This is a genomic window from Variovorax beijingensis (assembly GCF_007828835.1).
Taxonomy (GTDB): Bacteria; Pseudomonadota; Gammaproteobacteria; order Burkholderiales; family Burkholderiaceae_C; genus Variovorax; species Variovorax beijingensis_A.
The window spans coordinates 517,208-541,210 of the sequence record NZ_VIVL01000003.1; the positions used below are offsets into that span (position 1 = coordinate 517,208).

Sequence of the window (24,003 nt, forward strand, 5' to 3'; positions counted from 1 at the left end):
CCAGGCAGTGGCGCGGCAGGCGCAAAGGAGGTTTCACATGATCAATCGCAGACATTTTTCGCTGGCGACCGGCGTGGCGGCGCTCGGCGGCTTCCAGCTGGCCCGGGCGCAGGGCGATGTGCCGCTGGTGCTGGGCCAGTCGGCGCCTTTCACCGGCCCGGCCGCGCAGCTGGGCATCCAGTTCCACCAGGGCGCCAAGCTGTTCCTGGACCAGTACAACGCCCAGGCCGGCCGGCGCAACGTGGTCATCAAGAACCTGGACGACGGCTACGAGCCCGACCGCTGCGCCGCCAACACGCAAAAGCTGATCGAAGAAGACGTGTTCGCGCTCTTCGGCTACATCGGCACGCCCACCAGCATGGCGGCGCTGCCGCTCGCGGTGAAGGAGAAGGTGCCTTTCGTCGCGCCCTTCACCGGTGCGATGTCGCTGCGCGACCCCTTCCATAGGAACGTGTTCCACCTGCGCGCCTCGTACAACGACGAGACCGCGCTGATCGTGAAGCAGCTCACGCACCTGGGCCTGAAGAAGATCGCGGTCTTCTACCAGAACGACGCCTACGGCAAGGCCGGGCTCGACGGTGTGACCCTGGCGCTCTCGCAGCAGGAGCTCAAGCCGGTGGCGCTGGCCACGGTGGAGCGCAATTCGGTCGACGTGGCCGCGGCGGTGAAAAGCATCACGGCGGCGCGGCCCGACGCGGTGGTCCAGGTGGGCGCCTACAAGGCCTGCGCGGCCTTCATCCGCCAGGCGCGCAAGGCGGGTTACGGCGGCACCTTCTTCAACGTGTCCTTCGTGGGCACGCAGGCGCTGGCCGACGAGCTCGGCAAGGAGGGCGCGGGCGTGATGGTGACCCAGGTGGTGCCCTCGCCGTACAACCCGGCCAATGCGATCACGCGCGAATTCAGCGAGGCGGTGAAGAAGGCCGGGGCCGGCACGAGCGCCAACTTCTCGAGCATGGAGGGCTACATCGCCGCCAAGGTGTTGACCGAGGGCCTGCGCCGCGCGCCGGGCAAGGCCTCGCGCGACGGCCTCATCGCGGGGCTCGAAAGCATCGACCGCCAGCAGTTCGGCGGCTTCGAGGTGTCTTTCTCGGCCAAGAACCACGTGGGCTCGAAGTTCGTCGAGCTGTCGATGCTGACGGGCGACGGGCGCGTCCGGACCTAGCTGCAGAGGCCGTCCACGGCCTGGAACATCGCCTGCCGCGCCTGGCTGACGATCTGGCCGCGCCAGGCGTCGGTGTCGGTATAGAAGGCTTCGAGCATGCGCGCGCGGATGCCGGCGGCCAGGTCGGCCGGCGCCTCGGGGTGCTTGTGCAGCCAGTGGTCGGCGCGCAGCGCGGCCAGCACGTCGAGCATGGGCAGCGTGCCGTATTCGAGCGCGATGCCGGTGTATTCGGCCTGCGGGCACTCCTCGTAGGCGGCCTCCCCCATCAGGCCGCGCAGCAGCGCCGAACTCGAGGAACCGTCGTAGATCGAGGTGACGGGTGCCGCGGGCGTGCCCCACCAGGCGCTGGCGCGCGCGTAGGCGGCCTTGTCGTCGCGGCAGGCAAAGATGCGCTCGCCGAGGCCGTTCGGACCGAGCCCCGTGTGCAGGTCGATCCAGGCCAGCCGGCGCGCGCCGGCGGCATGCCGGCGCAACACGCCGCGCAAGGTCTTGTTGCTCCAGGTCGGCGCCTTGCCGCCGAAGAACAGGCCGTCCTCGAACTGGTACTGGCCGCCGGTGACGGCCGCCTGGTAGGCCTCGGCGCCATGCTTGCCGATCCACTTCTCGATGGCGGCCTCGGTCTCGGGCGGGGGCGGCCAGGTGTCGGGCACCAGCAGCGGATGCAGCTTGGCATAGGCATCGTTGGCCGGCATCGGCTTCGAGAAATCGACGAAGTTGCGGTTCAGGTCGACGCCCTCCTGCGTGACGCGCCGGCCGTACGAAAAGCCGTGCGGATTGAGCGCATGCACATAGAGCACCGCGACACCCTGCGCCCTGGCCTTCTCGCGCCATTCGGCGTCGTGCAGGGCGAACACCTGCACGCCGCTGCCGCAGTGGCCCTCCACGCCGTGGCAGCCGCTGGAGACGATCAGCAGGCGCTCGGCGTCCGCGGCGCCGTCGAGCGCCACGTCCATCGAAAGCTCCTCGCCATCCCGCCCCTTGCCCGGATGCGCATGCGGCAGGGCCGCGAGGCCCGCGCTCACGCAGGCCTGCAGGAACTTCTGGCGTGCCTGGGCGTAGCGCGGCGAAAACGCCTCGCCGACGCCGATCAAGGCGCGGCTCCCCCGGGCTTCAGGAACTGCTCGGCCAGTTGCACCCAGCAGGTGGCGCCCAGGGGAATGAGCTCGTCGTTGAAGTCGTAGCTCGCGTTGTGCAGCGTGCAGGGCCCTTCGCCGTGGTGCACGTCGCGGTGCGAGCCGTCGCCGTTGCCGATGAAGGCATAGGCGCCGGGCTTGGCCTGCAGCATGAAGGCGAAGTCTTCCGAGGTCATCGCGGCTTCCTGCTTCAGCACGTTCTCGGGGCCGACGATCTCGCCCATCACGCGGCGCGCGAAGTTGGCCTCGGCCTCGGTGTTGATGGTGGGCGGGTAGTAGCGCTCGAAGCGGAAGTCGCAGGTGGCATCGTGCGCCGCGCAGATGTGCTCGGCGATCTTGCGCATGCGCGATTCGATCATGTCGAGCACTTCGATCGAGAAGGTGCGCACCGTGCCCGTCAGCTCGCAGTTGTCGGGGATCACGTTGTTGGTCTCGCCCGCATGGATGGTGGTGACCGAGATCACGGCCGAGTCGGTCGGCTTCATCTTGCGCGTGAGGATGGTCTGGAACGCCTGCACGATCTCGCAGGCGATCGGCACCGGGTCGATGCCGGTCTGCGGCAGCGCGGCATGGCCGCCCTTGCCGATCACGTTGACGTAGAACTTGTTGCCCGATGCCATCACCGGCCCCGGGCTCACCGCGAACTGGCCGGCCTTCATGCCGGGCCAGTTGTGCATGCCGAACACGGCGTCCATCGGGAACTGCTCGAACAGCCCTTCCTTGATCATCTCGCGCGCGCCGCCGCCGCCCTCTTCGGCCGGCTGGAAGATCAGGTAGACGGTGCCGTCGAAATTGCGGTTCTTCGCGAGATGCTGCGCCGCGGCCAGCAGCATGGCGGTGTGGCCGTCGTGCCCGCAGGCGTGCATCTTGCCGTGGTGCTGGCTGGCGTGCGCGAAGGTGTTGAGCTCGGTGACGGGCAGCGCGTCCATGTCGGCGCGCAGGCCGACGGCGCGGTTGCTGGTGCCGTTCTTGACGATGCCCACCACGCCGGTGGTGCCCAGGCCCCGGTGGATGGGAATGCCCCATTCGGTGAGCTTGCCTGCCACCACGTCGGCGGTGCGGACTTCTTCGAAGCAGAGTTCGGGATGGGCGTGGAGGTCACGCCGCACGGCGGCGATGCCGGCCGCCTGCGTGACGAGCGAATCGATGAGTTTCATGGGGCACAGTCTATGCAATAAGCACGCCCCCGAGGCTACGCCTTCCCCCTACCGGGGGCAACACCAGCGGCCCGGCAAAGCCGGTTCCGCGGTGTTTCACGAACAGAAACTCAGCGGCCGAGGCTCTTCAGGTAGTCGGCGCGAGCGGCCAGCGCCGTGTCGGTGAAGTCGGTGAACACGCCGTCCACGCCCAGCTTGTAGTAGACCGCGTACTCGTTCCTGCCGTCCTTGCTGTAGTCGGCCGCCAGTCGGCGCGATTCGTTGCGGAACGTAAACGGGTGCACGAAGAGGCCGGCCTTGTGCGCATCGGCAATCAGCGTGGTCGGCGAGACCGAGGTCGCGTCGGCGTCGTTGATCTTGCCGTCCTTGTTGACGTCGAGCGGCTTGCCGTCGGCGCCGATGCTGCCCTTGATGCTCACGATGTAGCGCTTCCACGGGCCGATGCCGTCGGCATAGGTCTTGATTTCGGCCAGGCCCGCGGGCGTGACCATGGCGTCGAAGTTGCGCTTGTCGCCGGCCTTGGTCCAGTCGTAGGGGCGGTCGCTCGGCACGGCGAAGGTCACGGCGCCGGTCTTCAGGTCGACGCTGTCGCCGTCGATCAGCTGGATGAGCCGGGTGTTCAGGCCCTTGGCCTTCATGTACTTGAGGCTCCCGGGCTCGAAGGACTGCACGTAGATGGGCGCGGTCTTGCTGTTCCAGCCGGCGGCGTTGATGGCGGCGATCACCTTGTCTTCCAGCGGCAGCCCGAGGTCGCGGAAGTAGGTCGGGTTCTTGGTCTCGGGGTAGATCGCGATGGTGCGGCCGGTTTCCTTCGACTTGGCCTTGGCAAAGTCGATGATCTCCTGGAAGGTGGGGACCTTGAACTTGCCGTTGAATTCCTGCGGGCGCTCGGGGTCGGTCGAGATGCCGCCCAGCGTCTTGATCTCGGCCAGCGTGAAGTCGTTGCTGAACCAGCCGGTCTGGGTTTCGCCGTCGACCTTGATGGTCTTCTTGCGCGAGGCGAAGCGCGGGTGCTTCGCCACGTCGGTGCTGATGGCCAGGTTGGGGTCGTGGCGGGCGATGAGCACGCCGTCCTTGGTGGAGACCAGGTCCATCTCGATCACGTCGGCGCCCAGTTCGATGGCGCGCGCATAGGCTTCGAGCGTCTCTTCGGGCAGGTAGCCCGAGGCGCCGCGGTGCGCGATGACCAGCGGCGGGTTGCCGTCGAGCGTGAGCAGCTTGTTGGCGGGACCGGTGGTGCTGCAGGCGGCCAGGCCAAGGACGGCGGTCGCGGCAAGGGCGAAGTGAGCGGTGCGCATCGTCTTTTTCTCCATCCAAAAGAGGCGCAGGGTACCCGCTGCGCGTGACAGACCGGGCGCTCGTCGGCGTTCGGCGCCGACTTCTTGGACAATGTGTTGCATGTCCCCTACGCTTTCCCCCCAAAGCCTCGCGCTGGCCCAGTCGCTGGTGCGCATGAACACCGTCAGCGAGAACAGCAACCTCCAGCTGATCGACCTGGCCCAGAGCCACCTCGCCGCCCTGGGCGTGAAGAGCCGCATCACCTACAACGCCGAACGCACCAAGGCCAACCTGTTCGCCACCCTCGGCGAGGGCAAGCCGGCCGGCGTCATCATCTCGGGCCACACCGACACGGTGCCGTGGGACGGGCAGGACTGGAGCGTCGACCCGCTCTCCGCCACGCTGCGCAACGAGCGCCTCTACGGGCGCGGCTCGGCCGACATGAAGAGCTTCATTGCCATCGCCTTGTCCAATGCCAAGCGCTTCTTGGAAAGCGACTCGCCCTTCGCGGTGCACTTCGCCTTCAGTTATGAAGAGGAGATCGGCTGCTTCGGCGTGAAGGAACTGATCGCCGATATGCGCGACGCCGGCATCAAGCCGCTCGCCTGCATCGTGGGCGAGCCCACCAGCATGGTGCCGGCCATCGCCCACAAGGGCGTATACCGCTACCGCTGCTGCGTGCGCGGCAAGGAGGCGCATTCGTCGCTCACGCCGCAGTCGGTCAATGCCATCGAGATGGCGGCGCGCGTGGTCGGCAAGGTGCGCGACATGGCCGAAGGCTTCGAGCGCAGCGAACCGCGCTACGAAGGCTTCGACGTGCCCTTCAGCACCGCGAGCGTGGGCCAGTTCCACGGCGGCATCGCCGACAACGTGGTGCCGCGCGACGCCGAGTTCCGCTATGAATTCCGCGACCTGCCGACCGCCGACGCCAGGAAGATGCAGGACGAGGTCGTCTCCTATGCCGGCAGCCTCGAGGCGTCGATGAAGAAGGTGGCGCCCGATGCGGGCTTCCGCTTCGAGACCATCTGCGAGATTCCGAGCTTCCTCGGTGCGGCCACGGATCCGGTCACGCTGCTCGCGCAGCGCCTTGCGGGCGAGGAGCGCACCACGCTGGTGGCCTTCGGCACCGAAGCGGGCCTGTTCAAGAACGCCGGCATCCCCACCGTGGTGTGCGGCCCGGGCAGCATCGAGCAGGCGCACCAGCCCGACGAATTCGTGAGCCTGGAGCAGCTGGCGCGCTGCGAACTGTTCATGGAACGCCTTGCCGCCACGCCGACCATTGGCTGAAGACAGCCACGGCAGCGGCGCGCTGCGGCGCATGAAGCGGGTCGCGCTCGGCCTGCTGTGCGCCGCGGCGCTGCTCTATGCGCTGGCCAGCGCGCTGCACGGCGAGCATCCGGCCTGGGGCTACGTGGCGGCCTTTGCCGAAGCCGCGATGGTCGGCGCCATGGCCGACTGGTTTGCGGTGGTGGCGCTGTTCCGCCATCCGCTGGGCCTGCCGATCCCGCACACCGCGATCATCCCGAGCAACAAGGACCGCATCGGCGCCAAGCTGGCCGGCTTCATCTGCAACAACTTCCTCGGCACCGAGCAGGTGCTCGCCAAGCTGCGCGAGTTCGACGCGGCCGGGCGCATCGCCGATTGGCTGGCGCGGCCCGCGAGCGGCCAAAAGCTCGGCGAATGGGGCGTGGCGGCCGCCCGCTACGGACTCGCTGCATTCGACGACGAGCGCGTGCGCGCCTTCATGGGACGCGCCGCGGCGGCCGGCCTCCGGAAGATCGATCTCTCGCGGCTGATGGGCCAGGCGCTGGATGCACTCACGGCCGGCGGGCGCCACCAGGCGCTGCTCGACGACGTGCTGCAGCAGGTGGCCGGCCTGCTCGAGGGCGAGGAGGTGCAGGCGCACATCACCGAAGCCATTGCGCGCGAGATCAAGACGCTGCGCTACGTGGGCCTGGACCAGGTGGCGGCCAAGCTCGCCACGCGCAAGATCGTGGCAGCCGTGGCACGCACCATCGCCGAACTGGCGGCCGAGCCCGGGCATCCGATGCGCCGGCGCTTCGACCACTTCGTCGACGACTTCGTGGTGCGGCTCAAGCTCGACCCCGAGTTCCAGCAGCGCGGCGAGCAGATCCGCGCCGAGCTGATGGCGCATCCCGCACTCGGCGACTACCTGCACGGCATCTGGGGCGAGCTGCTGGCCTGGCTGCACGACGACCTCGGCCGGGGCGACTCCACCATCCGCCAGCGCATCGCATCGATGGCGGGCGCGCTCGGCACGCGGCTGCAGGCCGACGAGGCGATCCGCCGCTGGATCAACGAGCAGATCGAGGCGGCCGCGCCGCTGGCCATCGAGCGCTACCGCGAGGACATCCGCCGCTACATCGAGGAGCGCGTTGCCGACTGGAACGCCAGCGAGATGACCAGCGAGCTGGAGCGCCACATCGGACGCGACCTGCAATTCATCCGCATCAACGGCACGCTGGTGGGCGGGCTGGTGGGGCTCTCGATCCACACGGCGACGCAGCTGCTGCGCGGGTGAGCCGCGCGGACGAAAGGCCGCATGTCCCGGGAGAGACTGCCCCGCCTCCCCTCCTTCCTTCTAGACTGCTCGCGCGCATCCAAAAGAAGGAGAGAAGACATGCCCTGCCGCCCGTTCATCCGTGCCGCCGCACTCATCGCCATCTTCGCCCTGCTGGCCGGCTGCGGCAGCATCGCGCCGCCGCCGCCGCCATCACCCACCCGCCCCGCCGCGTGGTCCGAGCCCGAAGTGCTGGTCGCGCCCTCCTCCTTCGCGGGCGTCCACGGCCTGGCCATCGACCAGAAGGGCCGCCTGCTCGCGGGCTCGGTGCTCGGCAACACGCTGTGGGAGGTCGACCGCGGCACCGGCGCGGCCAAGGTCCTGATCGACGCGCCCGAAGGCCAGGCCGACGACATCGCGGTCGGCCCCAGGGGCGAGCTGGCGTGGACCAACTACCTCATGGGCATGCTGCGCTACCGCGAAAGCGACGGCGCGCCGATGCGCGTGCTCGCCAAGGACCTGCCCGGCCTCAATTCGCTGGACTTCGACCGCAGCAGCGGCAAGCTCTACGCCTCGCAGGTGTTCCTGGGCGACGCGCTGTGGGAGATCGACCGCACGGGCCAGAAGCCGCCGCGGCTCATCAAGAAGGACATGGGCGGCTTCAACGGCTTCGAGGTCGGCCCCGACGGCATGCTCTACGGGCCGCTGTGGTTCAAGGGCCAGGTGGTGAAGATCGATCCGGCGAACGGCAGCATGGCCGTGATCGCCGACGGTTTCAAGATTCCCGCGGCCGCCAACCTCGACGGCAAGGGCAATCTCTGGGTGGTCGATGCGCGCAGCGGCGAACTGGTCAGGGTGGACCTTGCCACGGGCCGCAAGACCGTCGCCAGGCAATTGCGTCCGTCGCTCGACAACCTGGCCATTGCCCCGGACGGCACGATCTACGTGTCGAACATGGCCAACAACGAAGTGCAGTCCTTCGACCCTGCCACCGGAGTGCTGCGCACGCTCACCAGCGGCAAGCTCGCGGCGCCGGCGGGGCTCAAGATCGAAGGCCGAACGCTCTGGGTGGCCGATGTGTTCGGCTTCCGGCAGGTGGACGTGCGCACCGGCGAAGTGCGCGACGTGTTCCGCATGCAGCGCGATCCGGAACTCGACTATCCGTTCGCCGTCGGCCTGTCGGGCACGCGCTTCGCGCTGACCTCATGGTTCACGGGCACCGTTCAGCTGGTGGACCGCCAGACGCTTCGGACCGTCGAAACCATCCACGGACTGAAGGCGCCGTTCGATGCCATTCCCATGGCCGACGGCAGCGTGATCTATGCCGAGATCGCCACCGGCAGCATCACCCGCGCGAGCGGCCCTCATTTTGCCGAGAAGCAAGTGCTCGCCAGCGGGCTGGGCGGCCCGGTGCAGATGATCGTCGGCCGCGACGGCGCGCTCTACGTCACCGAAGCCGCAGGCAAGCTGACCCGCATTCCGCTCGATGCCAGCGCCCCGCTGCGCGCCATTGCCGAAGGCCTGGCGCTGCCCGAAGGCGTGGCCGAGACGCCCTGGGGCAGCTTCATCGTGGCCGAGAGCGCGGCGCGCCGGCTGGTGGAGATCGATCCGGTCAGCGGCTCGCGCCGCACCGTGGCGGACAACCTGCCGGTCGGACTGGCCGCGGGGCCGGGCCTGCCGCCGCCCTACGTGGTCACGGGTGTCGCGGTGGGCAGCGACGGGAGCATCTATATGGCGGCCGACCGGAACAACGCGATCTACCGCATCCGTCCCATGAATAAGTGATTTACTTTTGAAAACAACTATTACAAACTCCTGAACGGACGTCTCGTTACATCTTCGGCCGGGTGGCCGGCGGCGGCGGGCGTTCCTTTTTAGGAGAAGAAAAGACATGACTCCCCTCGTCGTTGGCCAACTGCTGTCGCCCGAGTATTCGCCGGGGCTGGTGGCGCTCTCGTTCCTCATCTCGTTCGCGGGCTCCCTGGTGGCGCTGATCTGCGCGGGGCGCATGGTCGGCGCCGATGGCAAACCCAATCTCGCGGTCGTCGCGTGCGCTGCGGTGGCGCTGGGCGGTATCGGCATCTGGTCGATGCACTTCATCGGCATGCTGGCGTACCGCCTGCCGGTGGGCATTTCCTACAACGTGCCGCTCACGGTGGTCTCGCTGGTGGCGGCCATCCTGATCTCGGGCATTGCGCTGTACATGGCGGGCGGGCGGCGCAAGTTCAGCCGGGCCGGCTGGCTGGCCGGAAGCCTGCTCGCGGGGCTGGGCGTGTGCGTGATGCATTACATGGGCATGTTCGCGATGAACATGCGCGCCTCGATGGATTTCGACCCCACCATCGTGGCGCTGTCCGTGGCCATTGCCATCACCGCCGCCGGCGCGGCCCTCTGGCTGGCCTTCAACCTGCGCCGGCTGACACACCAGATCGCCGCGGCGGCCGTGATGGGCGTGGCGGTCTGCACCATGCACTACGTGGGCATGAGCGCGGCCAGCATGATCTGCATCGCGGCCGCCCCCACCGACGCGCTGGCCATCGGCGGCAACTACATGGGCCTGACGGTGTTCGGCACGGCCGGTGCGGTGCTGATCTTCATCTACTGGGTGATCACGGGCACCAGCATGGACGCGCCCGCTGCGCCACGGCGGGTCCGCACCAGCTAATTGGCGCAAGCCGGGCGCGCATCAGCGCCCTAGAGTCGGTGCAGCTCGCACGGGTGTGCGTGCGCGGCGTTGCGGTGTTTCGACGGCTTCCATCCTGCACAGACGCCACGCGTGTTCCAGGACGGCGGCGAGACGAACCACCGATTGGAGACAACCGCATGCAGTACACCCACGAACATCTCGAGATCCAGAACACGCTGCGCCGCTTCATCGACGACGAGATCAATCCGCATGTCGACGAATGGGAGGAGGCCGAGATCTTTCCCGCGCACGAGGTCTTCGGGAAGCTCGGCCGGCTGGGCATGCTGGGCCTCAACAAGCCCGAGGCCTTCGGCGGCGCCGGGCTCGACTATTCGTATGCGATGGCGATGGCCGAGGCCTTGGGCCACATCAGCTGCGGCGGCGTGCCGATGGCCATCGGCGTGCAGACCGACATGTGCACGCCCGCGCTCGCGCGCTTCGGCAGCGACGAACTGCGCCGCGAGTTCCTCGCGCCCGCGATCGCGGGAGAGACGGTCGGCTGCATCGGCGTGAGCGAGCCCGGTGCGGGCAGCGACGTGGCGGGCCTCAGGAGCCATGCGCGCAAGGACGGCGGCGACTACCTCATCAGCGGCCAGAAGATGTGGATCACCAACAGCCTGCAGGCCGACTGGATGTGCATGCTGGTCAACACCAGCGAGGGCCCGGTGCACCGCAACAAGTCGCTCGTGATCGTGCCGATGGACAGCCCCGGCATCGAGAAGGCGAAGAAGATCCGCAAGATCGGCATGCATTCGAGCGACACGGGCCTGATCCATTTCGACGAGGTGCGCGTGCCGCAGCGCTATCGCATCGGCGAAGAGGGCCAGGGCTTCGTCTACCAGATGCAGCAGTTCCAGGAAGAGCGCCTGTGGGCCGCGGCAAGTTCGCTCGAACCGATGGAGGACTGCATCGCACAGACCATCGAATGGGCGCAGCAGCGCCGGATGTTCGGCGCCACGCTGGCCGACCAGCAGTGGGTGCAGTTCAAGCTGGCCGAACTCAAGACCGAGGTGGAGGCGCTGCGCGCCCTCGCCTACCGCGCCTGCGACCTGCATGTGCAGGGCCGGGACGTGCTCGAACTGGCCTCGATGGCCAAGCTCAAGACCGGCCGGCTCACGCGCCAGGTGGCCGATACCTGCCTGCAGTTCTGGGGCGGCATGGGCTTCACGCTCGAGAACCGCGTCTCGCGGCTGTACCGCGACGGGCGGCTCGGCTCCATCGGCGGCGGCGCAGACGAAGTGATGCTCGGCATCCTCGCCAAGACCATGGGCATCGCCAAGCGGCCGCCGCGCGGCTGAAGCGCACGTGGACGCCGGACCTCGGGCCGACCGCGCGGCGAGAAGATCGCCGCGCCTGGGCTTCATGTATCGGCCCCGTCGCGGAACGCCCGCGCGCACCGAAGGTCCAACAGTCCAGCGCTGTCGCTGAGTCGCAGGAGGCCGCCATGTTCTCTTTCACTTCCGGCATCGGCACCCTCATGTTCGTCCTGCTGGTGGTGCTGCTCTTTTCCGCGATCTGGATCTTCCGCGAATACGAGCGCGGCATCGTGTTCACCCTGGGGCGATTCTCGAAAGTCGCGGGGCCCGGACTGGTGATGGTGATTCCCGCCATCCAGCAGGTCGTGCGGGTCGATCTGCGCACCGTGGTGCTCGAGGTTCCGACCCAGGACGTGATCTCGCGCGACAACGTGTCGGTGAAGGTCAGCGCGGTCGTCTACTTCCGCATCGTCGACGCCGAAAAGGCCATCATCGAGGTCAAGGATTTCTTCAATGCGACCAGCCAGCTGGCGCAGACCACGCTGCGCTCGGTGCTGGGCAAGCACCAGCTGGACGACATGCTGGCCGAGCGGGAAAAACTCAACCTGGATGTGCGCGAGTCGCTCGACGTGCAGACGGCTTCATGGGGCATCAAGGTCTCCAACGTGGAGATCAAGCAGATCGACCTCACCGAATCGATGGTCCGCGCCATTGCGCGGCAGGCCGAGGCGGAGCGTGAGCGGCGTGCCAAGGTGATCCATGCCGAAGGCGAGCTGCAGGCCTCCGAGAAGCTGTTCCAGGCCGCGCGCGTGCTGGCGCAGGAGCCGCAGGCGATCCAGCTGCGCTACCTGGAAACGCTGACGGTGATCGGCGCGGACAAGAACACCACCATCGTCTTCCCGCTGCCGGTGGACCTGCTCGCGAGCTTCCTGCACAAGCCCGCGTAGCGCGCATCCGATGAACTGCGCGCCGGACCGAGCGGCGCCGGTCAGTCGCTCTTTTCACCCGCATCATGCTGCGCGGCAGCGAGCGCGGCGGCCGCGCGCAGCTTGTCCTTCTTGCTCGGCCGCTTGCCCTTGATGCCGCCGGTGCCGGAGGCATCGGCCATCGGCACGGCGGCCTCGGCCGGCTCGAAGCCCTCGATGCGCTCGCGCGGCAGGTGCAGGCCCTGGCGCTTCTCGATCAGGCGGAAGTGCGCCTCGGTGGCTGCGCTCACGAAGCTGATCGCCAGCCCGCTCTCGCCGGCGCGGCCCGTGCGGCCGATGCGGTGGATGTAGTCGGTGGGCGAGCGCGGCAGGTCGTAGTTGATCACCACGGGCAGCTGTGCAATGTCGATGCCGCGCGCGGCCAGGTCGGTGGCAATCACCACGTCCCAGCGGCTCTCCTTGAACTGCGCGAGGATGCCGGTGCGCGTGCCCTGCGCGATGTCGCCGTGGAAGGGCACGGCATACACGCCGTTCTTGTACAGCTTCTCGGCCACGGTCTGCGCCGCATGCTGCGTGGCGACGAAGACCAGCACGCGGTCCCAGTCGTTTTCCTTCAGCAGATGGCGCAGCAGCTGCGTGCGGCGGTTCGCGTCGACCTCGATCACGCGCTGCACGATGGCGGGCTCGGTGCCGGGCTCGCCCTGCACGTCGATCACCGCGGGGTCGTGCAGCGTGCCGTCGGCCAGCGCCTGGATGGCGGGCGGGAAAGTGGCCGAGAACAGCAGGTTCTGGCGCCGCGCCGGCAGCAGCGCGAGGATGCGGCCCAGCTCCTCGGCAAAGCCGAGGTCGAACAGGCGGTCGGCCTCGTCGAGCACGAGCATGGACACGGCGCCGAGCTTCAGCGCGTTGTGCTCCACCAGGTCGAGCAGGCGGCCCGGCGTGGCCACCACGATGTCGGCGCCGCCGCGCAGGCTCATCATCTGCGGGTTGATCGACACGCCGCCGAAGGCAATTGCGATCTTGAGCCGCTCGGGCAGGTGCTGCGCAAGGCTGCGCATGGCTTCGCCGACCTGGGCCGCGAGCTCGCGCGTGGGCACGAGCACCAGCGCGCGCACGCGCCGCGGCGCCTGTGCACGCTCGGCGGCCAGGCGCTGCAGCAGCGGGAGGGAAAATGCGGCGGTCTTGCCGGAACCGGTCTGCGCCGAGCCCCGCACGTCGCGGCCTTGCAGAATGGCGGGAATGGCCGCAGCCTGGATGGCGGTCGGCGCGGCGTAGCCGCTTTCGGCGGCAGCCTGCACGAGCGCGGGGGCCAGGCCCAGTGAGTCGAATGGCATGTGAGCAGACAGAGGGATGAACCGGGGACAGTGAAGAAGTGAAGAAAAAGAAGAGATCGATCGAATGGCAACGATGAAAAGCAGTCAGGCCAGCGCCCTGGTGTACTCCACCGAGGCGGGCGGCCGCATGTGCCCCGACTGCGGCGCGCCGGCGGCGCAGTGCCGCTGCAGGCAGATCAAGGCGCGCGCGCCGGCCACCGACGGCATTGTGCGTGTATCCCACGAGACCAAGGGCCGCAAGGGCAAGGGCGTGACCGTGGTCAAGGGCCTCGCGCTCGATGCGGCGGCACTCGCGGCGCTGGGCAAGCAGCTCAAGACGGCCTGCGGCTCGGGCGGCACGGTGAAGGACGGCATCATCGAGATCCAGGGGGACCACCGCGAACTGGTGATCGCCGCGCTCTCGAAGCAGGGCCACACCGTCAGGCGCGCAGGAGGCTGAATTTCAATGAAACCCGAAGACCTGCAGCGCCTCGTCACGCTCGAAATGCCCTTCGGCAAGCACAAGGGCACGCTGATTGCCGATTTGCCCGGAAATTACCTCAATTGGTTCGCACGTGAGGGTTTTCCCGCGGGCGAAATTGGCCGGCTGCTCCATTTGATGCATGAAATAGACCACAACGGCCTCTCCGGCCTGCTGCAACCGTTGCGAAACCGCCCGTCAGGACGTGATGTTTCGTAATAAGCGCTGATTTCGGTACGCTTTTTCCGGAACGGCTTGATAATCCGGCCTACGTGTCTGTGAGCTTGCTCCCGTGCACGTAATTCGGTGATCGGTCAGTTTCGCGCCACAGCGCATTTGTTTGTTGTGATTCTGGGACTCCATCGCTTTGTCTTGTTGGTTTGAATTAGGAGTCCCTCAATGGGCAAGAAACTCTACGTAGGCAACCTCGCCTACTCCGTGCGTGACAACGACCTGGAACAGGCTTTCGGCGAGTTCGGCTCGATCGTCAGCGCCAAGGTCATGATGGAACGCGACACCGGCCGCTCCAAGGGCTTCGGTTTCGTGGAAATGGGCACCGACGCTGAAGCGCTGGCAGCCGTTGAAGCCATGAACGGCCATTCGCTCCAGGGCCGTGCCCTGACCGTGAACGAAGCACGTCCGATGGAAGCCCGTCCCCCCCGTACCGGTGGCGGCGGCTACGGCGGCGGCGGCGGTGGTGGTGGTTACGGCGGTGGTGGTGGCGGCGGCGGCTACGGTGGTGGCGGCGGTGGCCGCAGCGGTGGTGGCGGCGGCTACGGCGGCGGCGGCGGCGGCCGCGGCGGCTACTAAGCCCTCCCACCGAGACCTCGCTCTCAAGTAAAAAAGCTCCTTCGGGAGCTTTTTTCGTTTCCGCCTTCTTCCTTTGCCCGCTTGCGCCGGGCTCGCGGGAGAACCCTTGTACGCATTTGTCCCTACCGGGCCGGTCAGCCAGCGGTCAGCCGTGGGCGACGACCCTCACTCCTCCAATCAAGAGGGTCGAGACAATGCGTATAAAGAGTCAGGCTGACTTCTTTTCAGGAGTCATGTTCACAGCCGTGGGCGGCGCTTTCGCCATAGGCGCCACCACCTACAACATCGGCGACGGTGCCCGCATGGGACCCGGTTATTTCCCGCTCATGCTGGGCATCCTGCTGGCCGTGCTCGGGGCGTTCATCATGTTCCAGGCGATGGTGGTCGAAACCGCCGGCGGCGACAAGATCGGCAAATGGGCCTGGAAGCCGCTGGCCTTCGTGCTCGGCGCCAACCTGGCGTTCGGCGTGCTGCTGGGCGGCCTGCCGAGCATCGGCGTGCCCGCCATGGGGATGATCGTCGCGATCTACGCGCTCACCATCATCTCGAGCATGGCCGGTGAACATTTCAAGCTGCGCGACGTGCTGGTGCTGTCCACCATCCTGGCGGCCGGCAGCTATGTGGCCTTCATCTGGGCGCTCAAGCTCCAGATCCAGGTCTGGCCTACTTTCATCTCGGGTTGAGGAGCACACCGCCATGGAACTGTTCCACAACCTCGCGACCGGCTTCGGCGTCGCCTTCACTTTCACCAACCTGCTGTACTGCCTGGTCGGCTGCATCCTGGGCACCTTGATCGGCGTGCTGCCGGGCATCGGCCCGGTCGCGACCATCGCGATGCTGCTGCCCGCCACCTACGCACTGCCGCCTGTGTCGGCGCTGATCATGCTGGCCGGCATCTACTACGGCGCGCAGTACGGCGGCTCGACCACCGCGATCCTGGTGAACCTGCCCGGGGAGTCGTCCTCGGTGGTCACCTGCATCGACGGCTACCAGATGGCAAGGCAGGGCCGCGCGGGCCCGGCGCTGGCCGCGGCGGGCCTGGGCTCGTTCTTTGCCGGCTGCGTCGGCACGCTGATCCTCGCAGCCTTTGCGCCGCCGCTGACCGAGCTGGCCTTCAAGTTCGGTCCGGCCGAATACTTCTCGCTGATGGTGCTGGGCCTGATCGGCGCCGTGGTGCTGGCTTCGGGCTCGCTGCTCAAGGCGGTGGCCATGATCGTGCTGGGCCTCCTGCTCGGCATCGTGGGCACCGATGTGAATTCCGGCGTGGCGCGCTACAGCTTCGACATTCCGGAACTCACCGACGGCATCGGCTTCGTGGTGATCGCCATGGGCGTGTTCGGCTACGGCGAAATCATCGGCAACCTCTCGCAGCCCGACGACGAGCGCGAGGTGTTCACGCACAAGGTCAAGGGCCTGTGGCCCACCAAGGAAGACTTCAAGCGCATGACGCCCGCGGTGCTGCGCGGCACGGCGCTGGGTTCGGCGCTCGGCATCCTGCCGGGCGGCGGCGCGCTGCTGGCGGCTTTTGCGGCCTACGCGCTGGAGAAGAAGATCAAGATGCGCCCCGGCGAAGTGGCCTTCGGCAAGGGCAACATCCGCGGCGTGGCCTCGCCCGAATCGGCCAACAATGCCGGCGCGCAGACCTCCTTCATCCCGCTCCTGACGCTGGGCATTCCGCCCAACGCGGTGATGGCGCTGATGGTGGGTGCGATGACCATCCACAACATCCAGCCCGGCCCGCAGGTGATGACCAGCAACCCCGAGCTGTTCTGGGGCCTGATCGCCTCGATGTGGATCGGCAACGCGATGCTGATCATCCTGAACCTGCCGCTGATCGGCATGTGGATCAAGCTCTTGACGGTGCCCTACAAGTTCCTGTTCCCGGCGATCGTGCTGTTCTGCGCGATTGGCGTGTACTCGACCAACAACAACACCTTCGACGTGTGGATGGTCGCGATCTTCGGCTTCATCGGCTACCTGTTCCTGAAGCTGCGCACCGAGCCGGCTCCGTTGCTGCTGGGCTTCATCCTCGGGCCGATGATGGAAGAGAACCTGCGGCGCGCGCTGCTGCTGTCGCGCGGCGCCTGGAGCGTGTTCGTCACGCGGCCGCTGTCGGCCGGCCTGCTGGTGGCGGCGGCGCTGCTGCTGGGCATCGTGCTGCTGCCGTCGATCAAGGCCAAGCGCGAAGAAGCCTTCGTCGAGGAATAACCCACCCCCGTCCCTCGCTCACTTCGTGTAGCTCGACTCCCCCTCAAGGGGGCAACACCGGCGGCCCGGCAAAGCCGGTTCCGCGGTGTTCCTGGCCCACCCCCGAAACGGCTCACTTCGTGTAGCCGCCTCCCCCTCAAGGGGGCAACACCGGCGGCCCGGCAAAGCCGGTTCCGCGGTGTTCCTGGACTCGACTCCGCTTGCGGCGGTCAGCGCGCAAGCAGTTGCCAGGCCATGCCCGCGAGCGCGGAGGCGAGCACCACCGGGATCACGCCGGCCTTGACGCGGAAGAGCGCGATGGCCGCGAGGACGCCGATCACGGCGGAGGGGGCCTCGAAGGGCCCGGACAACCCCGCAGGCCAGAGCACGTGGTAGGCGAAGAAGACCGCCAGATTGACGATCACGCCGACCACGGCCGCGGTGATGGCGGTGAGCGGCGCCGTGAATTTCAGGTTGCCGTGGGTCGATTCGATGAAGGGTCCGCCCAACAGGATGAACAGGAACGACGGCAGGAAGGTGAAGAAGGTCACCACCGCCGCCGCCGCCGCGCCCGCCGCGAACAGCGCCTGCGGGCCGAACAGCGCCTGGCCCCAGCCGCCCACGAAGCCCACGAACGAGACCACCATGATCAGCGGGCCGGGCGTGGTTTCCCCGAGCGCCAGTCCGTCGATCATCTGCGTGGCGCTGAGCCAGTGGTAGTGGTCGACCGCGCCCTGGAACACATAGGGCAGCACCGCATACGCGCCGCCGAAGGTCAAAAGCGCCGCCTTGGTGAAGAACCAGGCCATCTGCGTGAGCGCGCCGTTCCAGCCGTACAGCGCCGCGAGGGCGCCGAGGGCCCCGAGCCACAGCGCAAGGAACACCGCCAGCACGCGCACGAAACGGCCCCAGCCGAAAAGGGCGTGCGGCGGCGTCGGCGTGCCGTCGTCGATCAGCGCCGGCCCGGCCGACGACGCGGCGCTGCCGTGCCCGCCGCCCGCCGCAAAGTACGCCGGCGCGAAGCGGCTGCCGAAGTAGCCGATGGCCCCGGCGGCCAGCACGATCAGCGGGAACGGCAGGCGCAGCGCGAAGATCGCCACGAAGGCCGCCACGGCAATCGCCCAGAGCCATGCGTTCTTGAGCACCCGCGAGCCGATGCGCCAGGCGGCGAACAGCACGATGGCCGTCACTGCGGGCTTCACGCCGTAGAGCAGGCCCGCCACGGCCGGCACGTGGCCGTAGGCCATGTAGGCCCACGACAGCGCGATCAGGATGAAGAGCGACGGCAGCACGAAGAGCACGCCCGCCGCGAGGCCGCCCCAGGTGCGGTGCATGAGCCAGCCGATGTAGGTGGCCAGCTGCTGGGCTTCGGGGCCGGGCAGCAGCATGCAGTAGTTCAGCGCATGCAGGAAGCGCTTCTCCGAGATCCAGCGCCGGCGCTCGACCAGTTCCTGGTGCATCAGCGCGATCTGCCCGGCCGGCCCGCCGAAGCTGATGAAGCCGAGCTTGAGCCAGTAGGCGAAGGCCTGCCAGAAGCTGACGGGAGGGGGGGGTTCGAGAGGCTCTGGCGGCGGCATGCAGGGACTTTCGGGTCTGGCTATTTCAGGAATGCGTCGTAGGCGGTCTTCAGGATCAGCGCGCTCACCACGACGATGAACACCACCCGCACGAAGCCGGCCCCGTGTTTCAGCGCAACACGCGTGCCCGCCAGGCTGCCGGCCACGTTGGCCACCGCCATCACCAGCCCATAGTGCCACCAGACGTGCCCCTTGAGCGCGAGCAGCAGCAGGGCCGCGGCGTTGGTGAGCGTGTTGATGATCTTGGCCGAGGCCGAGGCGTTCAGGAAGTCGTAGCCCATCCAGCGCACGAACAGGAACACCAGGAAGCTGCCCGCGCCGGGGCCGAAGAAGCCGTCGTAGAAGCCGATCGAGAGCCCGATGGTGCAGGCCGCCAGGGTTTCGGCCCGTCCGCTGAAGCGCGGCGCATGGTTGCGGCCCAGGTCCTTGCGCGCCAGCGTGTAGAGCAGTACGCCCAGCAGCACGATGGGCAGCGCGCGGCGCAGGAAGTCGCCCGGGAACACCGTGACGCCCCAGGCGCCGAGCATCGAACCCGCGAAACCGAGCAGCGCGGCCGGCCACAGGGCGCCCCAGCGCATCTGGACGCGCTGGCTGAACTGGGCCGCCGCGGCCGCCGTGCCCCAAATGGACGCGCTCTTGTTGGTGCCCAGCAAGGTGGCCGGCGGTGCGCCCGGAAAGACGGCAAAGAGCGCCGGCACGAGGATCAGCCCTCCGCCCCCCACGATCGAATCGACAAAACCCGCGAGCAGCGAGGCGCCCGTGACCACCAGCATTTCCATGGCGGGATTGTCGCACCCGGATTGCTATCAAAAAAGGAGCTTCAACCAGAAGTGGGACGGGCGCGAGAGCGCTCTTCGGCGAGAAGCAAATGCCTCAGCGGGAGGGTGGCGGCAGGCAAAAAAAAAGACGCCGACCAGCGACGCCTTTTCAAGTTCAGCACGGCTTCTCGAGCGGAAGCCTTGAAGAATTTTTGTTGTAGACCGAATTTGTCTCCTCGGACCCTCGGCAGTACGAGCTGGGCCCGTTCGCGAGTGGGCAGACTTTAGGCGGTGCACCGGCCCAGTGCATTGGGAATTACCCGCTTTGCCTTAGCGCTGTGGGGCGGTTCGCAAACCAAAGTGTTTCGGACCGTTAACGGTATGGCATGACTTGTGCACGCAAGTGCTTGATCCATCCATGGAGGCCGTCATGTCCATGTCCGAAAGCGAACGCATTGCGCTGGCCGCGCGCCTGCACGTGGCGCTCAGGCGAAAGCACGGGCGCGTGACGGACACCGAATGGATGGCCACCAATGCCGAATACGCCGCGGAGATCGTGCGCATGACGCGCGCGCATGCGGTCGAGACCAAGGACGAAGACCTGTACCTGCTCGCCACCCGGCTGGAGCAGGCGATGGAACCGCTGGCGCGCGCCGCGCGGCTGGCGGCGCGCGCGCCCGACGGCCATCTGCCGAACCCGCTGCCGCGCTATGCGGACGGGCTGGGCTGATTTCTTCAGCCCGCGGCGAGAGCGGCCTTGCGGATCGACTGCAGCGTGCTGGCCGGCGTGATGGCTTCGGGGTCGAGCAGGCAATGCAGGATCGCGGGCTTGCCGCTGGCACGCGCCCGCGCCAGCGCGGGACCGAACTCCGCGGTGCTGGCCACGCGCTCGCCGTGGCCGCCGAACACCTCGGCATAGCCGCGGAAGTCGGGGTTCTTCAGCTGCGTGGCGCTCACGCGGCCCGGGTAGTGCTTTTCCTGGTGCATGCGGATGGTGCCGTACATGGCGTTGTCGAGCAGCACCACGAGGATCGGCAGGCCGTACTGCACCGCGGTGGCGAACTCCTGGCCGTGCATCATGAAGTCGCCGTCGCCCGCGAACACCACTACCTCGCGCTGCGGCCAAAGCCGCTTGGCGCCCACGCCGGCCGGCAGGCCGTAGCCCATCGATCCGCTGGTGGGCGCCAGCTGGCTCGCGAACGCGCGGAATGGCCAGAAGCGGTGCACCCAGGTCGCGAAATTGCCCGCGCCATTGCAGAAGATGGTGTCGGCCGGCAGCACCTCGCGCAGGTGCTGCATGACCTCGCCCATCTGCAGCGGGCCCGGAATGCGGATCGGGGCCGGATCGCTCCAGCGCAGGAAGTCTTCGCGCGCAGTCTTCGTCTCGGCCTGCCAGGCGGGCGGCGAGGCCGGGCGCAGCGCGGACACCGCCTCGGCAAAGGCCTGCGGCGTGGCATGGATGCCCTGGGCCGGGCGGTAGAGCTTGCCGAGCTCGTCGGCGTCGGCATGCACATGCACCAGCGCCTGCTTCGGCTGCGGAATGGCGAGCAGTTCATAACCCTGCGAGGGCACTTCCGACAGGCGCCCGCCCACCAGCAGCACCAGGTCCGCCTGGCGGATGCGCTCGAGCATGCGCGGATTCGCGCCCAGGCCCAGGTCGCCCGCGTAGCAGGGATGCTCGGCCGACAGCAGCATCTGGCGGCGGAACGAGCAGTACACCGGCAGCGAGAACGCCTCGGCGAAAGCCGCGAACTGCTGCGTCGCGGCCTCGGACCAGCGGCTGCCGCCCAGGATGGCGACCGGCCGCTCGGCCCGCGACAGGCGCTGCCGCAACTCGGCGATCTGCGCTGCGCCCGGATGGGTTTCGACCACTGCATAGGGCTGCGCGTCGGCCACGGCGGCGGCTTCGGTCAGCATGTCCTCGGGCAGCGCGATCACCACCGGCCCGGGCCGGCCCGAGGTGGCGACGTGGAAGGCGCGCGAGACCAGCTCGGGCACGCGGGCGGGGTCATCGATCTGCACCACCCACTTGGCCATGGTGCCGAACACCGCGCCGTAGTCCAGCTCCTGGAAGGCTTCGCGGCCCAGCGCCTCGCGCGCCACCTGGCCCACGAACAGCAGCAGCGGCGTCGAATCCTGGTGCGCGATGTGCACGCCGGCCGCCGCGTTGGTGGCGCCCGGCCCGCGCGTGACGAAGCAGACGCCGGGCCGGCCCGTGAGCTTGCCCTGCGCCTCGGCCATCATCGTGGCGCCGCCTTCCTGGCGGCACACCGTCACGTCGATGGAAGCGTCGTGCAGCGCATCGAGCACCGCCAGAAAGCTTTCGCCAGGCACGCAGAACAGCTGCCTGACGCCGTGGGTGATGAGTTGGTCGACCAGGATCTGGCCGCCGGTGCGGGGAGAGGTCATGCTGAGTCCAATGCAATGAAGGTGTTGGTATTTGCGCCTTCCCCTTCCGGGGGAAGGTTGGGATGGGGGCAGGCGGCGCTGGATACGCCGGCGGCAATTGACATGCCGCGAGCCCCCACCCCCGCCCTCCCCCGGGAGGGGAGGGAGAAAAGCGGGGTCATTCGAGAGCTTCGCATGCCGCGGCAATGCGTGCACACGCCTCTTCCAGCTGCGCCATCGACGTGGCATACGAAATTCGGAAGTACGGCGCGAGGCCGAACACGCTGCCCGGCACCACCGCCACTTCGAAATCCTGCAGCAGGTAGCCGCAGAAGTCGCTGTCGGTCTGCAGCAGCGCGCCGCCGCGGGTGCGCCGCCCGAGCACGCCCGCGCAGCTCGCAAAGGTATAGAAGGCGCCCTCGGGCACGCGGCAATGCAGGCCCGGCGCGCGGTTCAAGGCGGCCACCACGAAGTCGCGCCGCGCCTGGAACTCGTCGCACCGCTCGGCCACCACGTGTTGCGGCCCTGTCAGCGCCTCGATCGCGGCGGCCTGGCTCACCGACGACGGGCACGAGGTCGACTGGCTCTGCACCACCGCCATGGCCGCGATCAGCGCGCGCGGCCCGGCGCCGTAGCCCACGCGCCAGCCGGTCATCGCGTACGCCTTCGAGACGCCGTTCACGGTGAGCGTGCGCTCGCGCAGCCGCGGCTCCACCGCTGCCGGCGTGGCGAACGCGTGGCCGTCGTAGAGGATGTGCTCGTAGATGTCGTCGGCCAGCACCCACACCGCTGGATGCCGCAGCAGCACCTCGCACAGCGGCGCAAGCTGCGCCGCGCTGTAGGCCGCGCCGCTCGGGTTCGAGGGCGAATTCAGGAACAGCCAGCGCGTGCGCGGCGTGCTGGCCGCCTCGAGCTGCGCGGCATCGAGCCTGAAGCCGTTGGCCTCGCCGCAGGGCACGCTCACCGGCACGCCGCCGCAGATCTGCACGATGTCGGCGTAGGAAGTCCAGTACGGTGCGGGCAGGATCACCTCGTCGCCCGGGTTCAGGCTGGCCATCAGCGCATTGAAGATCACCTGCTTGGCGCCCGCGCCCACGCTGATCTCGTCGAGCGCAAAGTCCAGCGCGTTGTCGCGCCTGAACTTGAGCTGCACCGCGGCCTTCATGGCCGGGCTGCCGTCGAGCACGGTGTAGCGCGTGTCGCCGCGTTCCATGGCGCGGGCCGCGGCGGCGCGAATCGGCTCGGGCGTGTCGAAGTCCGGCTCGCCCGCGCCCAGCACGATCACCGGCCGGCCGGCGCGCTTGAGCGCGTTGGCATGGTCGGTGATGCGCAGGATTTCCGAAACCCCGATGGCGCGCACGCGCTGCGCGGGCTCGAATGCGCAAGGCGCTGAATCGGCGGATGTCACTTCGCGTAGGCCTCCAGCGGCTTGTCGTTGGGTTCGGCAATGAGCTGCTTCAGCGCCGCGCTCATCGGCAGGTTCAGGCTGGTGTTCTTCGGCGGAATCGGCGCGACGAACCACCTGGTGTAGATCTTCTCGAGCTCGCCGCTCTTCATGAGGCGGCGCAGCGCGTCGTCCACCGCGGCCTTGAAGGCCGGGTCGTCCTTGCGGAACAGCAGCGCGATGGGCTCGGAGCCCAGCGCATCGCCGACGATGCGGTAGGCCGACGGGTTCTTCGCGTTCGCGATGATGCCCGCGAGCAGGTTGTCGTCGAGCACGAAGGCATCGGCGCGGCCCGACTCCATCAGCAGGAAGCTTTCGAGGTGGTCCTTGCCGAGCATGGTGGTGATGGTGGTGTTCTGCGCGCGCTCGCGCTTGCGCAGCAGCTGCACGGCGGTGGTGCCGGTGGAAGCCGACACGGTGCGGCCCGCCAATTGGTCGAGCGAGCTGATGCCCGAATCGACGCGCGTGGCCATGCGCACCTCGCTCACGTAGGTGGTGAGTGCGAACGCCACCTGCTGCTGGCGCGCGGTGTTGTTGGTGGTGGGGCCGCAGCCGATGTCGAGCGTGCCGTTCTGCACCAGCGGGATGGTGTTCTGCGCGGTCACGGCCATGTATTCGAGCCGGGCCGAAGGCGCGATGTCCTTGAGCACGCGCTCGCACAGCTCGACGTGGTAGCCCACGTATTTGTCGTTCGCGCCCAGCATGTAGGCCATGGGCGGCGAGGCTTCGCGCACGCCGAGCACGGCCTTGCCGCTGCTCCTGATCTTGTCGAGCGTGCCGCCGGCCGGGGCCTGCTGCGCGGCGGCGCCGAATGCGAGCGCGAGCAGCGCCGCAGCGGTGATGGTCTTCAGTTGCATCTTCATGTTCTCTGTCTCCTGGTTGTTGTTCTTGGGCACGGCCGCCGCCCCGCCGCCGCAGCGAAACGC

General features: G+C 68.1%; 22 protein-coding genes. 13 read left to right on the forward strand and 9 right to left on the reverse strand.

Going from position 1 to position 24,003, the window contains the following annotated elements:
- Positions 1-37: 37 nt before the first annotated feature.
- The gene (locus FB547_RS12935) at positions 38-1,162 is read left to right on the forward strand and encodes an ABC transporter substrate-binding protein (protein ID WP_145742780.1); all 1,125 of its coding nucleotides are present in this window, start codon (positions 38-40) and stop codon (positions 1,160-1,162) included.
- Here FB547_RS12935 and FB547_RS12940 read toward each other — a convergent pair.
- The 3 genes from FB547_RS12940 to FB547_RS12950 form a co-directional block, all read right to left on the reverse strand.
- Positions 1,159-2,253: a M14 family metallopeptidase gene (locus FB547_RS12940; RefSeq protein WP_145742782.1), complete on the reverse strand. Its 1,095-nt coding sequence runs from the start codon at positions 2,251-2,253 to the stop codon at positions 1,159-1,161. The two genes, FB547_RS12935 and FB547_RS12940, sit on opposite strands and share 4 nt — an antisense overlap.
- On the reverse strand, positions 2,250-3,452 hold the full coding sequence (locus tag FB547_RS12945) for a M20 aminoacylase family protein (RefSeq protein WP_145742784.1): 1,203 nt from the start codon (positions 3,450-3,452) through the stop codon (positions 2,250-2,252). The genes FB547_RS12940 and FB547_RS12945 overlap by 4 nt, the downstream gene beginning before the upstream one ends.
- Before the next feature lie 110 nt (positions 3,453-3,562).
- Positions 3,563-4,750 (reverse strand): glycerophosphodiester phosphodiesterase, encoded by a 1,188-nt coding sequence (locus FB547_RS12950; protein ID WP_145742786.1) that lies wholly within the window; start codon positions 4,748-4,750, stop codon positions 3,563-3,565.
- 100 nt (positions 4,751-4,850) lie between these two features.
- Here FB547_RS12950 and argE point away from each other — a divergent pair, with 100 nt between their 5' ends.
- From argE to FB547_RS12980, 6 genes are all read left to right on the forward strand, one after another.
- Complete coding sequence (gene argE / locus FB547_RS12955) at positions 4,851-6,017, forward strand: acetylornithine deacetylase (RefSeq protein WP_145742788.1); 1,167 nt, start codon at positions 4,851-4,853, stop codon at positions 6,015-6,017.
- Positions 6,010-7,272, forward strand: a complete 1,263-nt coding sequence (locus FB547_RS12960; protein ID WP_261380272.1) for a DUF445 domain-containing protein — start codon at positions 6,010-6,012, stop codon at positions 7,270-7,272. Before argE ends, FB547_RS12960 begins: the two co-directional genes overlap by 8 nt.
- A gap of 99 nt (positions 7,273-7,371) precedes the next feature.
- Positions 7,372-9,036: a hypothetical protein gene (locus tag FB547_RS12965; protein WP_145742790.1), complete on the forward strand. Its 1,665-nt coding sequence runs from the start codon at positions 7,372-7,374 to the stop codon at positions 9,034-9,036.
- 106 nt (positions 9,037-9,142) lie between these two features.
- A complete protein-coding gene (locus tag FB547_RS12970; protein WP_145742792.1) occupies positions 9,143-9,916 on the forward strand; it encodes an MHYT domain-containing protein in 774 nt (257 codons plus the stop codon).
- 158 nt (positions 9,917-10,074) lie between these two features.
- Complete coding sequence (locus tag FB547_RS12975) at positions 10,075-11,235, forward strand: acyl-CoA dehydrogenase family protein (protein WP_145742794.1); 1,161 nt, start codon at positions 10,075-10,077, stop codon at positions 11,233-11,235.
- Between the two features lie 179 nt (positions 11,236-11,414).
- The gene (locus FB547_RS12980; protein ID WP_370878901.1) at positions 11,415-12,140 is read left to right on the forward strand and encodes a slipin family protein; all 726 of its coding nucleotides are present in this window, start codon (positions 11,415-11,417) and stop codon (positions 12,138-12,140) included.
- Positions 12,141-12,181: 41 nt separating this feature from the next.
- On the opposite strand, the gene FB547_RS12985 is transcribed toward FB547_RS12980, so the two are convergent.
- On the reverse strand, positions 12,182-13,453 hold the full coding sequence (locus FB547_RS12985) for a DEAD/DEAH box helicase (RefSeq protein ID WP_145742798.1): 1,272 nt from the start codon (positions 13,451-13,453) through the stop codon (positions 12,182-12,184).
- A 64-nt stretch (positions 13,454-13,517) separates the two neighbouring features.
- On the opposite strand from FB547_RS12985, the gene FB547_RS12990 reads away from it, so the two are divergent.
- From FB547_RS12990 to FB547_RS13010, 5 genes are all read left to right on the forward strand, one after another.
- Positions 13,518-13,892 carry a translation initiation factor Sui1 gene (locus tag FB547_RS12990; RefSeq protein ID WP_145742800.1) on the forward strand — a complete coding sequence of 125 codons (375 nt, stop codon included), beginning with the start codon at positions 13,518-13,520 and terminating at the stop codon, positions 13,890-13,892.
- A 6-nt stretch (positions 13,893-13,898) separates the two neighbouring features.
- The gene (locus FB547_RS12995) at positions 13,899-14,132 is read left to right on the forward strand and encodes a DUF3820 family protein (RefSeq protein WP_021005079.1); all 234 of its coding nucleotides are present in this window, start codon (positions 13,899-13,901) and stop codon (positions 14,130-14,132) included.
- 180 nt (positions 14,133-14,312) lie between these two features.
- A complete protein-coding gene (locus FB547_RS13000; RefSeq protein WP_145742802.1) occupies positions 14,313-14,723 on the forward strand; it encodes an RNA recognition motif domain-containing protein in 411 nt (136 codons plus the stop codon).
- 194 nt (positions 14,724-14,917) lie between these two features.
- Positions 14,918-15,406, forward strand: coding sequence for a tripartite tricarboxylate transporter TctB family protein (locus FB547_RS13005; RefSeq protein ID WP_145742804.1), 489 nt, complete (start codon positions 14,918-14,920; stop codon positions 15,404-15,406).
- 13 nt (positions 15,407-15,419) lie between these two features.
- Positions 15,420-16,931: a tripartite tricarboxylate transporter permease gene (locus FB547_RS13010; RefSeq protein ID WP_145742806.1), complete on the forward strand. Its 1,512-nt coding sequence runs from the start codon at positions 15,420-15,422 to the stop codon at positions 16,929-16,931.
- A 209-nt stretch (positions 16,932-17,140) separates the two neighbouring features.
- Here the strand turns inward: FB547_RS13010 and chrA are convergent, their stop codons facing one another.
- Positions 17,141-18,487 carry a chromate efflux transporter gene (gene chrA, locus FB547_RS13015; RefSeq protein WP_145742808.1) on the reverse strand — a complete coding sequence of 449 codons (1,347 nt, stop codon included), beginning with the start codon at positions 18,485-18,487 and terminating at the stop codon, positions 17,141-17,143.
- A gap of 20 nt (positions 18,488-18,507) precedes the next feature.
- Positions 18,508-19,266, reverse strand: a complete 759-nt coding sequence (locus tag FB547_RS13020; protein ID WP_145742810.1) for a TSUP family transporter — start codon at positions 19,264-19,266, stop codon at positions 18,508-18,510.
- Between the two features lie 409 nt (positions 19,267-19,675).
- Between FB547_RS13020 and FB547_RS13025 the strand changes: the two genes are divergently transcribed.
- The gene (locus FB547_RS13025) at positions 19,676-19,975 is read left to right on the forward strand and encodes a hypothetical protein (protein WP_370878894.1); all 300 of its coding nucleotides are present in this window, start codon (positions 19,676-19,678) and stop codon (positions 19,973-19,975) included.
- Between the two features lie 5 nt (positions 19,976-19,980).
- On the opposite strand, the gene FB547_RS13030 is transcribed toward FB547_RS13025, so the two are convergent.
- The 3 genes from FB547_RS13030 to FB547_RS13040 form a co-directional block, all read right to left on the reverse strand.
- Positions 19,981-21,654, reverse strand: coding sequence for a thiamine pyrophosphate-binding protein (locus tag FB547_RS13030; protein ID WP_145742813.1), 1,674 nt, complete (start codon positions 21,652-21,654; stop codon positions 19,981-19,983).
- 157 nt (positions 21,655-21,811) lie between these two features.
- Complete coding sequence (locus tag FB547_RS13035) at positions 21,812-23,041, reverse strand: pyridoxal phosphate-dependent aminotransferase (RefSeq protein ID WP_145742815.1); 1,230 nt, start codon at positions 23,039-23,041, stop codon at positions 21,812-21,814.
- Complete coding sequence (locus tag FB547_RS13040) at positions 23,038-23,940, reverse strand: amino acid ABC transporter substrate-binding protein (protein ID WP_145742817.1); 903 nt, start codon at positions 23,938-23,940, stop codon at positions 23,038-23,040. Before FB547_RS13040 ends, FB547_RS13035 begins: the two co-directional genes overlap by 4 nt.
- Positions 23,941-24,003: the final 63 nt, after the last annotated feature.

What these genes read in the sequence shown, in the direction of transcription:
- FB547_RS12935 (WP_145742780.1), top strand. Translation starts at nt 38, where the DNA reads ATGATCAATCGCAGACATTTTTCGCTGGCGACCGGCGTGGCGGCGCTC.
- FB547_RS12945 (WP_145742784.1), bottom strand. Translation starts at nt 3,452, where the DNA reads ATGAAACTCATCGATTCGCTCGTCACGCAGGCGGCCGGCATCGCCGCC.
- FB547_RS12950 (WP_145742786.1), bottom strand. Translation starts at nt 4,750, where the DNA reads ATGCGCACCGCTCACTTCGCCCTTGCCGCGACCGCCGTCCTTGGCCTG.
- argE (WP_145742788.1), top strand. Translation starts at nt 4,851, where the DNA reads ATGTCCCCTACGCTTTCCCCCCAAAGCCTCGCGCTGGCCCAGTCGCTG.
- FB547_RS12965 (WP_145742790.1), top strand. Translation starts at nt 7,372, where the DNA reads ATGCCCTGCCGCCCGTTCATCCGTGCCGCCGCACTCATCGCCATCTTC.
- FB547_RS12970 (WP_145742792.1), top strand. Translation starts at nt 9,143, where the DNA reads ATGACTCCCCTCGTCGTTGGCCAACTGCTGTCGCCCGAGTATTCGCCG.
- FB547_RS12975 (WP_145742794.1), top strand. Translation starts at nt 10,075, where the DNA reads ATGCAGTACACCCACGAACATCTCGAGATCCAGAACACGCTGCGCCGC.
- FB547_RS12980 (WP_370878901.1), top strand. Translation starts at nt 11,415, where the DNA reads ATGTTCGTCCTGCTGGTGGTGCTGCTCTTTTCCGCGATCTGGATCTTC.
- FB547_RS12985 (WP_145742798.1), bottom strand. Translation starts at nt 13,453, where the DNA reads ATGCCATTCGACTCACTGGGCCTGGCCCCCGCGCTCGTGCAGGCTGCC.
- FB547_RS12990 (WP_145742800.1), top strand. Translation starts at nt 13,518, where the DNA reads ATGGCAACGATGAAAAGCAGTCAGGCCAGCGCCCTGGTGTACTCCACC.
- FB547_RS12995 (WP_021005079.1), top strand. Translation starts at nt 13,899, where the DNA reads ATGAAACCCGAAGACCTGCAGCGCCTCGTCACGCTCGAAATGCCCTTC.
- FB547_RS13000 (WP_145742802.1), top strand. Translation starts at nt 14,313, where the DNA reads ATGGGCAAGAAACTCTACGTAGGCAACCTCGCCTACTCCGTGCGTGAC.
- FB547_RS13005 (WP_145742804.1), top strand. Translation starts at nt 14,918, where the DNA reads ATGCGTATAAAGAGTCAGGCTGACTTCTTTTCAGGAGTCATGTTCACA.
- FB547_RS13010 (WP_145742806.1), top strand. Translation starts at nt 15,420, where the DNA reads ATGGAACTGTTCCACAACCTCGCGACCGGCTTCGGCGTCGCCTTCACT.
- chrA (WP_145742808.1), bottom strand. Translation starts at nt 18,487, where the DNA reads ATGCCGCCGCCAGAGCCTCTCGAACCCCCCCCTCCCGTCAGCTTCTGG.
- FB547_RS13020 (WP_145742810.1), bottom strand. Translation starts at nt 19,266, where the DNA reads ATGGAAATGCTGGTGGTCACGGGCGCCTCGCTGCTCGCGGGTTTTGTC.
- FB547_RS13025 (WP_370878894.1), top strand. Translation starts at nt 19,676, where the DNA reads ATGTCCATGTCCGAAAGCGAACGCATTGCGCTGGCCGCGCGCCTGCAC.
- FB547_RS13030 (WP_145742813.1), bottom strand. Translation starts at nt 21,654, where the DNA reads ATGACCTCTCCCCGCACCGGCGGCCAGATCCTGGTCGACCAACTCATC.
- FB547_RS13040 (WP_145742817.1), bottom strand. Translation starts at nt 23,940, where the DNA reads ATGAAGATGCAACTGAAGACCATCACCGCTGCGGCGCTGCTCGCGCTC.